This window comes from Eisenbergiella massiliensis (assembly GCF_003435485.1).
This window is the reverse complement of the sequence record NZ_QVLV01000003.1, coordinates 84159-98384: the sequence shown is the minus strand read 5'-3', so window position 1 is coordinate 98384 and position 14226 is coordinate 84159. Positions and strand designations below refer to the sequence as shown.

Below are 14226 nucleotides of genomic sequence, written 5' to 3'. Positions count from 1 at the left end.
TCCCCTCCCGGATGATTAAAAAAATTACAGTTGCCGCATTCCCTTTTTTGTGGAATGAAGTACCTTTTTATATTAGGTGATCGGGAGAAAAATAAAATGTATTTTCTTGTTTTGTTTTTGTATTATTTTGTTCCGGCACAGATAATGCTATACTTGTATTATCCCTGCATAAATATAGAAAAAGCTGCCGGACAAAAAAGACGGCCTGCAGCTTGGGGCAGGGAAGCGGCGGCAGGCCAGGTATGGTAATAATGCTCTGATTTGCCGTCAGGAAGGGCAGAGGAGGAACAGGGCCGGATGGATAAAATATTGATTATAGAGGATGAAGAGCTGATAAGGGAGGAATTGAAAACACTCCTGTCCAATGCGGGTTATCTGGTGGAGGCCGCAGAGGAATTCGGTAACGTAGCAGAGCTGGTAGGGGCGTTGGCTCCGGATCTGATACTGCTGGATGTCAATCTGCCGGGCAGGGACGGATATCATCTGTGCGCCGATATCAGAAGCTTTTCAGATACGCCCATCCTGTTTCTGACAGGACGGGATACGTCCATGGATGAGCTGTATGCGCTGACGATTGGCGGAGATGATTATATCACAAAACCATACAATGTGCCGATTCTGCTTGCCCGGATAAAGCTGCTGCTGAAAAGAGGCAAAAGAGGAGAACAGGCGGAATTGCCGGAATATAAGGGAATGCGCCTCAGCCTGGCCGCGGGTACGCTGTCCTTTGGCGGCCGGGAGGCGGAGCTGACAAAAACAGAGCTGAAGCTGATGTATTATCTGTTCACGCACGCGGGAGAAATAGTCCCAAGGCTTGATCTGGTGGAATTTTTATGGGACAGCCAGATCCATATTGATGACAATACGCTGAGCGTGAATATGATGCGGATACGGGAAAAACTCTGCGCGCTGGGAGCCGGAAACCTGATACAGACAAAAAGAGGGATGGGATATAAAATATGACAATTTCCGATTATCTTAAAAGTACAAGGGCTGTGATTCTCACCTGTCTTGCAGGCGGTTTTTTCTTTTCTATGCTGTTGCTTCTTTATGGAATTACGCCCCAGGAAATGCTCCTGCTGTGGATATGCTTTTTACTCATCGTTGCTGCCAGTCTGTGCTGCGGATATGTGCGCCTTTACAAAAGGCTGCGGTATCTGCTGTCAGTGACGGATTCTCTGGAGAAAAAGTATCTGACAGCGGAGATTGCGGATAAGCCTGTGTCCGCCGCGGAAAAGGTATATTTTCAGATAATGAAGGAAGCGCTGAAGTCCATGACGGACGAGGTGGCGCAGAACAGAAGGGCAAACACGGAATACCGGGATTTTATAGAACAGTGGGTGCATGAAATCAAGGTCCCCATGACTGGGATACAGTTATTGTGTGAAAATAACAGGTCGGATGTGATCCGGAAAATTATGTCGCAGACGGAGCAGATTGAGCGCGAGGTGGAGCGGGTGCTTTTTTTTGCAAGGCTGGGGAGTGTGGAAAAGGATTATTTTATCCGGGAAATCTCTCTTAAGGATTGTGTCTTTGAGGCGCTTGCCGCAAACAGGCAGTTCCTGATACAGAGCGGGGCCTGCGTTCATACGGACGGAATTGGGGATACCGTATATTCGGATAGCAAATGGATAGTCTTTATTATCAGCCAGGTCATAATCAACAGTGTGAAATACCGGAGTGAGGCTTCTCCCGTAATCACGGTGGAATCCGGGAAGAGGGGGGACAGTGTGGTCTTGTCCGTGACGGATAACGGCGTCGGTATTCTGCCCAGTGAAATCGGAAGGATTTTTGACAAGGGCTTCGTAGGGAGCAACGGAAGGGCGGGAAAGGGGGCCACGGGCATCGGACTTTATCTGTGCAGGCAGCTTTGCCTCAGGCTGGGGATTGCCATGGATGCGCTGTCTGAGCCGGGGGAATTTACAACGATCCGCCTGACCTTTCCTAAAAGCGGGCATCTCACGGTGTAGGATGGTGCTGTTTTAATCCCCGCTGCCTGTAAATTTTCAGTCAGCATATGTTGGATATGAGCGGCTGACGGTATCCTGTAACTGTTCAGATGACCGGCTGTTACGGTATCTTACAGATTTGTCACATAAGATCAGGAAACATGTATACAAGAAAGAGGCGCCTCCCGGTACAATGGGGTTGGATTCAGGCAGCAGGAGCTTTTGCAGGACTGCCGGTCCAAAATATTAAGGAGGTGTCCATTATGGAGCGTGTATACAGACAGGGAAGGAAAAGGGGCGGACGGAAGGCTGCCTGGATATTGGCTGTTGTTTTTATTTCTCTGGCTGCAGTCCTGTTTTTCCTGGGCGGATCCAGGCAGATCCGATCGGATTCACCGGGAGTGGAATGGATTCAGGAAGAGGGGAGGATTACCCAGGTGGTTATTGACGGGCAGTTCCCTTACTGCAACATCATACCGGCTGTTACAGAGGAGAGTATCAGGGATTCCGGAGGAAATGTGACGGCGATCACCCGGACATATGCCTTTGAGACCGGATTTTCACTGCGTATGCGGGGAACTTATAAAATTGACATGGAATCTGCCTCAGACATCGCATATACGTATATATTAAAATTTGCAGACAGGGATGTTGTCATTGAAAATGGAAGGGAGGCCGGGTAATTGGGCTGTGCACAAGAAATTCTTCTACGGGTGGAGAATATTGAAAAATACTATGGCGGCCTGGGTACCGTAACCCGGGCGCTGGATCAGCTCAGCTTCCATGTCCGTAAGGGAGAGTATATCAGTATTATGGGCGCTTCCGGTTCCGGGAAGACCACGCTGCTCAACTGTCTCTCCACCATTGATTCTGTGAGCGCCGGGCATATTGTGCTGGATGGAAAGGATATTACAAAGCTGCGGGAGGAGGAGCTTGCCGCGTTCCGGCGGGATAACCTGGGCTTTGTATTTCAGGAGTATAACCTGCTGGATACGCTTACTCTGGAAGAAAATATGGCGCTGCCCCTGACGATTCAGGGACTGGGGCCGGAGGAAATTGGCCTGCGGGTCAGGAAGATTGCAGATAAGCTGCAGATTGGCGATGTGCTGGGGAAATTCCCCTTTCAGACGTCGGGAGGGCAGAAGCAGCGTTGTGCCTTTGCCCGCGCTGTGGTATGCGGCCCCAAAATAATTTTTGCGGATGAGCCGACAGGGGCTCTGGATTCCCATTCCGCCCGTGTGCTTCTGGAAATTATTTCACAGCTGCATGAAGATTTGGAAACCACGGTTTTTATGGTGACCCATGATGCATTCTGCGCCAGTTATGCGGAGCGCATCCTGTTTTTGAAGGATGGGAAGATATTCAACGAGCTTGTGAAAGGAGAGAAGACAAGGGGCGTATTCTACCACGAAATCCTGGACGTGCTTTCTCTTTTGGGAGGTGACGGCCAATGCTAGGAAAACTGGTGCTGCGCAATGCAAAAAGGCAGTTGGGGGATTATGTGCTGTATTTTATTACGATAAGCTGTGCCGTGGCATGTATGTATGCCTATAATGCGCTGATTTTTTCTGAGCAGGTCAAAAGGCTTCCCAGGCTGGAGATACTGCCGCTTATGGTGATTGCCACATCCCTGCTGATAATTCTTGTGCTGGGCTGGCTTGTAAGCTATATGACCGGCTATATGCTCAGGAAGCGCAGCAGGGAGCTGAGTATATATATGGTTTCCGGGCTGTCTAACCGGACCATTGCAGGTTTGTTTTTATATGAAAATCTGATGATTGCAGGCATGGCGTTTGTTTTCGGACTGCTGGCCGGCATTCTGTTGTCCAGGCTTGTGGAGGCCGCGGTGCTCAGAATGTTTGGCATGACGTTTACCCTTGGTTTTTCCGTTTCCTTTCAGACGGCAGGAGTGACATTGTTATATTTTGACGGAATGTATCTGTTTGCCCTGCATAAAAATAAAAGGCGGCTCCGGAAAATCAGGCTGTATGATCTGTTGTATTACGATCGGCAGAACGAAGGCAGGCTGCTGAAGCAGAAAAGTTCTTTCCCGGGAGTTTTCATATTGTCACTGCTTGTTTATGCTTTGGGTAACATGCTGATCATACTGCGGCCCATGGGGAAGGGATACGATGTCCTTTTGGGGCTGGCGTTTGTGGTGACTGGCCTTTTTGCTTTCTTTTTCAGCGTGCCCTCTTTTCTGGCTTCACAGCTGGAAAAAAGGAAGGGATGGGCGTACCGGAAAAATCATCTGATTATTTTCAGGGAGTTTACGTCAAAGCTTCGTTCCATGAGTGTGGTGCTTGGAATCCTGTCAGTTTTATTTATGCTGGCGGTATTCTTTTTTGGAACAGGGGCTGCTGCCCGTATTTTTGCGGATCGCAGCGTCGAGCTGAATGTGTTTGATATAATGATACTGCATCCGGGCGGTATGATGGATTTCAGCGCTTATGAAAAACGGATTGGGGAAAGCTTTCCCATACAAAAGAGCTGTTCCTACGGAATCTATGGCTGGGAAAGCAGGAAATTTTTTTCTTTAAGGCGGCAGGCGGCGCAGGAGCTGGAAAAGCCGCAGCGGCTTATATATGCGGAATATCTGTCGGATACGTATATGAAACAGAGCGACTATCTTTATCTGAGGCAGATGCTGGGATATGAAATCCCGGAGGTTTACGAAAATTCCTGCTATGTCCACTGCACGCCGTCTCTTGTCGGCAAATTTTCGGATTATATGGAGAAGGCCGGGACAATAGAGGTGAATGGATATGAGCTGAATGCAGGAGGCGTTTTCTCAGAGCCGTTCAGCCAGAATGATACCTACGGCAATGGCCTGGATTATGTTGTTGTGGTTCCTGATAAGGTGACGGACGGGATGGAGATACGGTACGGTCTGTATGCGGCAGTTACGGAGCAGCCTTTGAACAGCGCGGAGCTTGAACAGCTGACGGACGGCGGGCTTGTTCTTTTGGACAGGGGGAATGGGAAATCTGTTTCCCAATGGAAATCTGTTTCCCAAGGGAAATCTGTTTCCGAAGGGAGGCCTGCCTCCCCGGGAAAGTCAGCTTCCTGCGAGGGGTTAACCTCCCGGGATGAATCAGTTCCCCCTGACGATTTACTATCTATGGAAACAGGACGGGCGGTCACTTCTTTGATATATCCGGATAAGGATTACCTGTCAGGCAAGTGGGTGCAGAAGGAATCGCTTTCTCAAATTTATGTGCTGCTTATCTGCCTGGTATATCTGTCTGTCATTCTGGAAATTACCGGGGCGGCAATTCTTGCAACGCAGGCCCTCAGTGACGGTGAAAAAAAGAAAAGACGGAACAGTATTCTTGGACAGCTGGGAATGAGCGGGAAACAGATTGCCAGGTTAGATAACCGACAGCTGATGCTGTTGTTTCTGCTGCCGCTGCCTCCGGCTCTTATTACCAGCGGCCGGCTGATATATGACGGGGCGCGAAAGCTGCTTCTTGATACTTTGGGAATGCCTGTATTTACGGGAAATATGTGGATTTGGCAGGCGGTGGCAATGGCGGTTGGATTTTTTGCGGCATTGTACGGGATTTATTATGGGGCTGTGAGAATGGCGGCTGAAAAACAGATGGGATAAAGCGGTGCTTCAATAGAAAAGCAAAACGGGTAAAATGCAGCCGCAGCAGGCAAATGAAATCAAATCAAACCGGCTGCGGCTCATATTGTTTGTGAGCCGACGGTTACTGTCCGAGAATCATCTGCGCTATCCGCAGGTCGCTCACGGAAGGGCCTTCAGCGATTAATTCCATTACTTTTTCAACATAGGCGGTTTCCAGTTCCAATTCTTCTGCTATGGCAGAAGCATCAAGCCCTTTCGCTCTCTTTTTCCTGATGATAGCTACAAATTTTGCTTCACCTTCGGCAAGCCCTTTTTCAAATCCGTCATTTACAAGCATTTTTCCAAGTTCTGTCATTGCAATTACCTCCTTCACTTCGGCCAATTCCTTTTTATTTAAGAATTTAAAAGCTAATGTATACAGCACGGCCTTCATTTTTTCCAGTTCAATCGGAGTTACCGTTTTTGAAGCATACTGTATAAAATTCAAGCTTTTTATAATCCGTTCCCCGATTCCCATATTCCCGGACATCAGGGGCGTCAGAAGCAGGGAAACCAGATCTTCTTTCTCCAGGGGCTTTCCCTGCTCCTGCTTTTCTTTTACGCAGGCGAACAGCCGGTCCGAATCCTTATTCTTCAGACGGATAAGCTTCACATGATAAACATTGATGCCCTCTGCCAGTGAGCTTATGGGCCTTTTCACTTTAGAGGAGCAGATTACATAAGTAATGACCGCAACATTAAAGGTTCGGGCCGTTGTTGCCTCGTATTCCCGGAACCGTTTCAGATCCTTGCGTGTGACGGAGTCACTTTCAAACTCCAGATGTACCCAGAGATTATTCGTTGAGATGTAGTTGAAATCCTGGTACATCTGTTTCGCTTCCAGCGTCACATTTTCAGTGGGGGCAACGTACCGTACGTTGTCGGTTATCCCCAGCAGGGGCAGAAGCTCTTCGCCGAAATACTGCGCCGCCGTTTTTAAAGCCAGATCCTCATGGTGAATGTTCTGCGGATCAGCCTCATTTGTCATTTCTTTTTCTTCGTGTTCCTGCACACAGCCTCCTGTTCCGTAAGCTATGTGTAAATATCTATCTTCCATTTAATTATAGCTGGTAATCCGACACATGGCAACCGTTTCTTACTGTTATTATGGTAATAGATTTTGTTATTATGGAATAAAAATATTTGCTTTCATAGTGGGATCTTTGTCCGATTGGACAGAAAAATCGATTTGATTGTATATGTAAAAATAAACTTGGCAGATAGGATTTACACAATCGGCAGCCAGTGTGTTTTTTATAATAACACAGCATGACGGAAATAAAAAATGAAAATTATATAAAATAACATGGCGAAGGAAATCCTGGCTGCTCCCGGGAAAGTGCGCTCCTGTCCGGCAGGAAACCGGCGCTGTAAAAATACAGCAGCCCGGATTCCATTTCCCTGGCGTCAGCTGTACTTCAGAATAACCGTTTCCACCACATCCGCCACGTCCTCGCATTTATCGCAGCATTTTTCCAGTCTGTCATAAATTGCGGTCCAGGACAGGATTTCCACGGCGTCGCCGGATTCGGAATACAGCCTGCGCATGGCTTCTGTGTAAAGCTTGTCGCCGTTTTCCTCCAGATGGTTGATTTCGATTATCATATCCTTAATCGCTTTGGATTTGCGGAATTCAGGGAATTCCACCATCAGCTTCTTCAGGGCGCAGCAGCAGTCGCAGATAATGCTGACGAAGGAAACGGCGTCCTCGCGCAGGGAAGTGATGCGGAACATATACAGCCGCAGCAGTATGTCCTCCAGGCTGTCGGTCACGTCATCGAGCGCGCTGGAGAGCTCCATGATGTCCTCCCGGTCGATGGGAGTGATGAATTCCTTCAGCAGCTTTTCCATCAAATCATGTTTGGCAAGATCCGCCGTATGTTCTATATGATGGAGGGCCTCCATGCAGGCCGGCAGCTGTTCGGGATCGAAGCTGATAAAGTTTTCCTTCAGCATATCCGCCGCCTGGCAGGAATAGGTTACGGCCTGGATGAACATGTCAAAATAATTATTTTCTTTTTTTCTACCCATTGCAATATCCTTTCAATGAAATGAAATAATGTTTTGTAACTGTTCAGAATATAAACAAAAACAGCCTGGCACACAGATAGCCAATCAGTCCGCAGCCCGGGAAGGTAAGAACCCAGGTGAGCACCATTTCACGGACCACTCCCCAGTTTACACTGGAAAGCCTTCTGGCCGCGCCCACGCCCATGATGGCCGTGGTTTTCGTATGTGTGGTGGAGACGGGGATGCCGGTCAGCGAGGAGAGAAGAAGACAGGCCGCGCCGGCCATATCCGCGGCAAAGCCCTGGTATTTTTCCAGCTTTACCATATCCATTCCCACGGCCTTAATGATGCGGTAGCCACCGATGGAGGTGCCCAGGGCCATCACGGCGCTGCACAGAATCATGAGCCACAGGGGAATGCGGAAGCTGGTCACATTATCCTGTCCGTTTGCGAGAAAAATCCCGAGCATGAAAACACCCATGAATTTCTGGCCGTCCTGTGCGCCGTGCATAAAGGCCATGGCCGCCCCGCCTGCAATCTGCGCCCCGCCGAAAAATCCGGTGGTTTTGGGCCGCTCCATGTTTTTGCACACCGTCTCCACAGTTTTTGCCGACAGCCAGCCCAGCAGGAAACCTAAAAGTGTGGAGAGGATCAGGCCATAGATAACCTTGATCCATTCGGAGCCGTTGATTCCTGCAAAGCTGTTGTGCATGGCAACCGCGGCACCGGACAATCCGGCAATCAGCGCATGGCTTTCACTGGTAGGAATCCCGAACCACCATGCGGCCGCAGCCCAGGAGACAATAGCTACCAGAGCGGCGCACAGGGCGGTGAGGGCCTGATCCGGGTTTCCGCCAAAATCCACCATATTATAGATGGTGGAAGCCACGCTGGCATTGATCATTGTCATGACAAAAACTCCGAGAAAATTAAAGAACGCCGCCATGAGAATTGCCGCCTTCGGGCCGATGGCTCTTGTGGAGACACAGGTGGCGATGGCGTTGGGAGCGTCGGTCCAGCCATTGACGAGAATTACGCCCAGAGTCAGCACAACGGTGACCGCCAGAACCGGGCTGGAAAGAAGCTGTGACAGAAAAGAAGAGAAGCTGATAGTCATTTCTTTACCCTTTCTCAACATGTTTCAAACATAATATTTACATGGCCTATTATAATGAAAGAAAACGGGAAAAACATGCTTTCTGCATTGATTTTACAAACATTTTACATAGGTTAAGATAGTGCAAAAAAGTGGGAAAAACAAAAAAAAAGGATTCCCGAAAGCCTTACGGCCCGGGAACCCTTTCGGGAATCAGTTAAACTGCGCAGCTGTATTGTATTATGTAAGGGATTTACAGCTGCTTCATAAGGGAACAGATGAGGTCAACACATCTTTCACGGCCAAGCGCGGTGCTGTTGAGGACGAGATCATAGCTTTCGGCGCGTCCCCATTTTTTGTCAGAGAAGAAATTGTAGTAAAGGCTTCTGTCCTTATCCATCTTTTTGATGAGCGTTTCCGCTTCTTTTGCTGAAATGTTCTGGCGCTCCATGATCCTTTTAACGCGCTCAGGATGATTGGCCCGGATAAAAACGGATATGACGTTCGGATAGCTTTCCAGCACGGAATCTGCGCATCTGCCGACGATGATGCAGGATTCCTTATCTGCCAGCTGTCGGATGATCTGGGACTGCACATTGAACAGCATGTCGTTCATGGGAAGCCCGAAGCCGGTCATTTCATTGGAGTAATCCGAGGGTACGGTATAGAGCCAGGGATTTGCCCTCTTTTCATCCACGGGCTTGAGATGCTCCATGCCGATACAGCTTTTTTCGGAAGCCAGCTGGATCAGCCTGCTGTCATAGCATTCGATACCCAGCTTCTGTGCCGCGAGCTTGCCGATTTCATGGCCGCCGCTGCCAAATTGCCTGCCGATTGTAATAATTGTGTTTGCCATATAAAAGCCCCCTTTTTATTAATTGCAAACGCCCCGTCATTACCTGCAACAGTTGGGCTGACCGAACTGTTGCCATTACCTTTCCTTACTTTAATAGTACCTCAAAAAGGCGGCTTTGAAAAGGGAATAAGAACCATTTGAAGAAATGAATAAAAACTTGCTTTTTGCAGTGGTATATTTATAATAGAAGAATAAGATTATATCTGCAAAAAGAAAGGCAGAGGATGATGCGGCTGGCGGGACTGGAAGAGCTTTCCGAGGAGGAGGCTTTTTTTACTTATATGCTTGAAAAATATGCATTGGCTTTTTCAGAGGCTCTGACGCTTGAGACCGCTGAGGATTTTATCTATCTGAGCGATCCCAAAACCTATGAGCTGTATCTGATCAGTGTGGCTGAACCGGGACGGATAAAGGAAACCTGGGGAGACTACAAGGGAAAAAAGTGCTATGAGGTGCTGCAGAACAGGAAGGAGCCCTGCCCGTTTTGCACCAATGCCGTATTGCGCAGAGATCAGTATTATATATGGAAGCATCATAATGATGTAATAGACGGTGATTATATTCTGAAGGATAAGCTGGTGGAATGGGAAAAAAAGCTTGTCCGTATGGAAGTGGTAATGGATGTTTCCAGGCCGGAGCGGACGGATGAGGTGATCCAGCGTTCCCTTTATGGCCAGAATATGCTTTCTTCCTGCATGAGGCCTTTGATTGAGGCGGAGAGCGTGGTTGAGGCCTCCAGGGAGCTGCTGGCCGAAATCTGCCGTTTTTACGGTTCGGAGGAAGGCGTTATGCTGCTTTTTTCCCGGAAAGGAAGAGTGGCTGTCTGGAATCAGCGGCGGGAGGAATACCAGGTTCTGGAAAAGAAGCCCATTTCGGAGAAAACCATTGCCTGCTGGGAAAAAATCCTGAGCAACGAAAAGCAGGTGGTCATAAAAAATGTGGAGCAGCTTGCCGGGGAGGATGAAGGGCTTTATCTGAGGCTGAAAAGGGATAAAACGGAATCCTTCTGCCTGACGCCCATATTTGCAGGCAGCCGCCTCCTTGGCTTCATCGGCCTGAAAAACATAACGAAATACTGGTCCGAGCTTGCCATTCTTGGCATGCTTGCCAGCTATATATCCACCTTCCTGATTAAGGAAGAGCTGCAGTTTGAAAACAGAAGAATCCTTTATTTCGACCAGCTGACGCAGTTCCTGAATTTTGAAGGCTTCAGGGTCCAGGCAGTAAAGCTTCTCAGTGAAAATCCGGACAGGAAATACGTGCTCTGGTACTCGGATTTGAAAAAATTCAAATACATAAATGATGTGTACGGCTATGAAACCGGGGACCGCTTTTTAAAGTACTGGGCCGACTGCATCCGGGAAACGCTGAAGCCTTATGAAACCTTCGGCAGAATATCCGGCGACAAGTTCGTTGTCCTGCGCAGCTTTGAAAGAAGTGAGGAGCTGGAGGAACGTTTCCGGTGGATTACGGAAAAGCTGAACGGTTTTTCAGGAGACTCCCGCCAGTTCCGCGTGGAGCTTGCCTGCGGTGCGTATCGGATGGAAAAGCCGGAGGATCGGCTCAGTCTGAATGAGATGCTGGACAGAGCCAACATTGCTGAAAAAAGCGTTAAAAGCCTTCCGGGAAGCCATATGGCTGTTTATGATGAAAAGATGCGCAGCAGGGTGGTGCGGGAGCTGGCCATGGAAGCGGCAATGGCTGACGCACTGCGTAAAGAGGAGTTTGAGATGTATCTCCAGCCACAGATTTCCCTGAAAAAATCGGGAGTCCTGCGGGCGGAAGCCCTGGTACGCTGGCGCGGGGCAGACGGGAAACTTATATTCCCGGCAGATTTTATCGGTTTGTTTGAACGGGAGGGGATTATATTCCGCCTGGATTATTATATGCTAGAGCAGGCCTGCAGGTTCCTGAAGCAATGGTTGAGGCAGCAGGGAAGACCCCTGTGTATTTCTGTCAATGTATCCAGGACAACCATGCTGCAGCCTGATTTTACAGAAAATTGCCGTCGCTTGAAAAGACAGTACGAAATACCCGACGGATATCTGGAGCTGGAATTTACCGAGGGCGTGATTGTGGAAAATCATGACATTTTCCGCGAAATTGTAAAAGGGCTGCAGGAACACGGGTTTTCCTGCGCCATGGACGATTTTGGAGCGGAACAGTCCTCCCTGAACATCCTGAAGGATATTCCTATGAATGTGCTGAAATTTGACAGGAGGTTTTTTGAGCGGGGAGAGTATGAGGAAAGGGGACGGGCGGTGGTAGCCTGTATGCTGAACCTGGCTGAGACGCTGAAAATGGAAACGGTGGCCGAGGGCGTGGAGGATATGGAGCTGGTGGATATGCTGCGGGAAATGGGCTGTGATTTCATACAGGGCTATGTATACGCCAGACCCATGCCGGCCGGAGATTACAGAGAATTTATGGAACGGTTCCTTGCCGGACAAAGAGAAAAGTAACAGCAGGGGGAGGACGGATATAAAAAAGAGAGGTTAAAAGGGGGGTAAAAAAACGTCGGTTATCAAAACCGGCGTTTTTTTAATAAGGAAGTACTGCGATCTTACTCCAGCCGCCGGCTGCGCTTCAGCCAGTTGCCCCGCAGATAATATACGATAAACATAACCGAGGTGACCGTCCAGGTCAGCGGATAGCTGAAGGCCACGGTTGACAGCTCCGGACGCAGAGGCACGATGGCCAGAATCCACACCACACGCAGCACACAGATGCCGAAGCAGGTGAGCAGCATGGGAATGACGGAATCTCCGCAGCCCCTGGCGGTGCCGCCCAGGATTTCAATACATATATAAGTAATGTAGCTGGGTGAGATCACACGCATCATCTGCAGGCCGATGGCGGTAACATTTGCATCGGAGGTAAACAGGCGGAAGAAAACCCTGCCGCCCAGCAGGACTATTGCACTGAGCAGGACGCTGGTAAAGGCCGCCATGCCCAGGCAGACGCGGACGCTTTTATGAATCCGGTCATATTTTCCCGCGCCGAAGTTCTGACCGGCAAAGGTGGTGATGGCCACGCCATAGGCGCCCATGATCATCCAGAAAATGCCGTCCACCTTTCCGTAGGCCGTCCAGGCGGCAATGGTATCCGTACCGAAGGAATTGATGCTTGCCTGGATGATCAGATTGGAAATGGAATACATGGTGGACTGCAGCCCGGCGGGCAGGCCGATACGGATGATATTGTTCAGCATTCCAGGGTAAAAACGGATCTCCTTCAGTGACAGCTTGTAGGAATCCTCCGTCCGCATCAGGGCGGTAAGGACCATAACTGCGCTGACTACCTGGGAAAGGGCGGTTGCAATGGCAACGCCGGCAACACCCAGCTTCAGCCCTACCACAAAGAAAATATCCAGCACAATATTCACAAGGCAGGAGAGGATCAGGAAATACAGCGGACGTTTGGAATCTCCCACAGCGCGCAGTATACCGGATCCCATATTATAAATCAGGGAAGGAATCACACCCAGAAAATAAATGCGCATATAAACAACGGAGAGGCGCATGATATCATCAGGCGTATTCATGAGACGCAGAGCCGCCCCTGCAAAAATAATGCCAAGTACCATGATAATTGCGCCGCCGGCGATGGACAGGGCAATGGAAGTATGTACGGCCCTTTTTACATCTGTTTTGTTTTTGGCTCCGTAATATTGGGAAATAATAACGGTAGCGCCGGAAGAGAGCCCTACAAAGAAGCCCACCAGAAGGTTGATGAGTGTTGACGCCGGTCCGCCCACCGCCGCCAGCGCTTCTTTTCCCACAAAATTGCCTACAATTACGGCATCGGTGGTATTATAGAGCTGCTGAAAAAAAGTGCCGAACAGAATCGGGAAAAAGAAGAGCAGAAGCTGCTTCCAGATAACACCTTCCGTAATTTGGTTTCCTGTCTGTTTTTTCATAAGTAGAGTCCCCCCATACAGCTTTAAAGATGAATTGATTGCAAAAAAATAACCGCCCGAAAAATATGGGCGCTTCCTATTATAAATGCTCCGCGCCCGAAACTCAATAGGGAAGATCGGGATAAAGGCATCCACCGCAGTTTTGCCAGTGTATCGGCCGCTGTGCGTCCGGAGCCTGCCGCCGTCTTCCGTACCGGTGTGCGCGGCCCGGGCAGCGGAGGGATGCAGGGGGATTTTATGCTCCAGTCTCAAAAACGGGGTGTTTCTAACTGTTCCGTAATGTCAGGATTCAGCCAACGTGGCCGGAACTCCTCAGCATCGGTTGGCATCGCAGGCGACTTAACCGGTGCTTCGTCAGACAGGCCACTAGGGGCGGCTGAGTCCTGGCATTCCGGAGCAGTAAGAAACATCTCCGTTTTTGAGACTGGAGCATAAAATCCCCCTGCATCCCTCCGCTGCCCGGGCCGCACACACCGGTCCGGAAGACGGCGGCAGGCTCCGGGCGTACAGCGGCCGGTACACGGCAAAACTGCGGCGGATGCCTTTATCCCTGGAAGGGCAGGTGGAAAGGGGAGAACGGGAAATTGATGGTATAGTGGGAATCAATTGAAGAGATAGAATTGGAGGGATAGATTCTGGGGTGTAAATTGCTTGACGAGTGTTGGGGTGGGAAGGTATACTGGTAGCTGTTCGTCGGGGTGGGATTTATTTTGTGTGGAATGGTGTTTTTTCGAGGGGGATTGTGTTGGGGCGGCGGGGAATGTT

General features: G+C 49.4%; 11 protein-coding genes. 6 read left to right on the top strand and 5 right to left on the bottom strand.

Features of this window, described 5'->3' with window-relative positions; genetic code table 11:
• Nucleotides 1-297 precede the first annotated feature (297 nt).
• From DXC51_RS05660 to DXC51_RS05640, 5 genes are all read left to right on the top strand, one after another.
• Nucleotides 298-963 carry a response regulator transcription factor gene (locus tag DXC51_RS05660; protein WP_117544064.1) on the top strand — a complete coding sequence of 222 codons (666 nt, stop codon included), beginning with the start codon at nt 298-300 and terminating at the stop codon, nt 961-963.
• Nucleotides 960-1970, top strand: coding sequence for a sensor histidine kinase (locus tag DXC51_RS05655; RefSeq protein WP_117544063.1), 1011 nt, complete (start codon nt 960-962; stop codon nt 1968-1970). The genes DXC51_RS05660 and DXC51_RS05655 overlap by 4 nt, the downstream gene beginning before the upstream one ends.
• 242 nt (nt 1971-2212) lie before the next feature.
• The gene (locus DXC51_RS05650) at nt 2213-2632 is read left to right on the top strand and encodes a hypothetical protein (protein ID WP_147332341.1); all 420 of its coding nucleotides are present in this window, start codon (nt 2213-2215) and stop codon (nt 2630-2632) included.
• A complete protein-coding gene (locus DXC51_RS05645) occupies nt 2633-3406 on the top strand; it encodes an ABC transporter ATP-binding protein (RefSeq protein ID WP_117544061.1) in 774 nt (257 codons plus the stop codon). It abuts the gene before it with no gap.
• Complete coding sequence (locus DXC51_RS05640) at nt 3400-5559, top strand: FtsX-like permease family protein (protein ID WP_117544060.1); 2160 nt, start codon at nt 3400-3402, stop codon at nt 5557-5559. The genes DXC51_RS05645 and DXC51_RS05640 overlap by 7 nt, the downstream gene beginning before the upstream one ends.
• Before the next feature lie 103 nt (nt 5560-5662).
• Here the strand turns inward: DXC51_RS05640 and DXC51_RS05635 are convergent, their stop codons facing one another.
• The 4 genes from DXC51_RS05635 to DXC51_RS05620 form a co-directional block, all read right to left on the bottom strand.
• Nucleotides 5663-6592, bottom strand: coding sequence for a hypothetical protein (locus DXC51_RS05635; RefSeq protein ID WP_243003133.1), 930 nt, complete (start codon nt 6590-6592; stop codon nt 5663-5665).
• A 395-nt stretch (nt 6593-6987) separates the two neighbouring features.
• Nucleotides 6988-7611 (bottom strand): DUF47 domain-containing protein, encoded by a 624-nt coding sequence (locus DXC51_RS05630; RefSeq protein ID WP_021638392.1) that lies wholly within the window; start codon nt 7609-7611, stop codon nt 6988-6990.
• Nucleotides 7612-7654: 43 nt separating this feature from the next.
• A complete protein-coding gene (locus DXC51_RS05625) occupies nt 7655-8707 on the bottom strand; it encodes an inorganic phosphate transporter (protein ID WP_117544059.1) in 1053 nt (350 codons plus the stop codon).
• Between the two features lie 232 nt (nt 8708-8939).
• On the bottom strand, nt 8940-9542 hold the full coding sequence (locus DXC51_RS05620; RefSeq protein ID WP_021638394.1) for a cytidylate kinase-like family protein: 603 nt from the start codon (nt 9540-9542) through the stop codon (nt 8940-8942).
• 224 nt (nt 9543-9766) lie between these two features.
• On the opposite strand from DXC51_RS05620, the gene DXC51_RS05615 reads away from it, so the two are divergent.
• Nucleotides 9767-12004, top strand: coding sequence for a sensor domain-containing phosphodiesterase (locus DXC51_RS05615; protein ID WP_117544058.1), 2238 nt, complete (start codon nt 9767-9769; stop codon nt 12002-12004).
• A 101-nt stretch (nt 12005-12105) separates the two neighbouring features.
• Here the strand turns inward: DXC51_RS05615 and DXC51_RS05610 are convergent, their stop codons facing one another.
• Nucleotides 12106-13461, bottom strand: coding sequence for an MATE family efflux transporter (locus tag DXC51_RS05610; protein ID WP_102287905.1), 1356 nt, complete (start codon nt 13459-13461; stop codon nt 12106-12108).
• Nucleotides 13462-14226: the final 765 nt, after the last annotated feature.

Coding starts and splice junctions, on each gene's coding strand:
- DXC51_RS05660 (WP_117544064.1), top strand. CDS start 298: ATGGATAAAATATTGATTATAGAGGATGAAGAGCTGATAAGGGAGGAA.
- DXC51_RS05655 (WP_117544063.1), top strand. CDS start 960: ATGACAATTTCCGATTATCTTAAAAGTACAAGGGCTGTGATTCTCACC.
- DXC51_RS05650 (WP_147332341.1), top strand. CDS start 2,213: ATGGAGCGTGTATACAGACAGGGAAGGAAAAGGGGCGGACGGAAGGCT.
- DXC51_RS05640 (WP_117544060.1), top strand. CDS start 3,400: ATGCTAGGAAAACTGGTGCTGCGCAATGCAAAAAGGCAGTTGGGGGAT.
- DXC51_RS05630 (WP_021638392.1), bottom strand. CDS start 7,611: ATGGGTAGAAAAAAAGAAAATAATTATTTTGACATGTTCATCCAGGCC.
- DXC51_RS05625 (WP_117544059.1), bottom strand. CDS start 8,707: ATGACTATCAGCTTCTCTTCTTTTCTGTCACAGCTTCTTTCCAGCCCG.
- DXC51_RS05620 (WP_021638394.1), bottom strand. CDS start 9,542: ATGGCAAACACAATTATTACAATCGGCAGGCAATTTGGCAGCGGCGGC.
- DXC51_RS05615 (WP_117544058.1), top strand. CDS start 9,767: ATGATGCGGCTGGCGGGACTGGAAGAGCTTTCCGAGGAGGAGGCTTTT.
- DXC51_RS05610 (WP_102287905.1), bottom strand. CDS start 13,461: ATGAAAAAACAGACAGGAAACCAAATTACGGAAGGTGTTATCTGGAAG.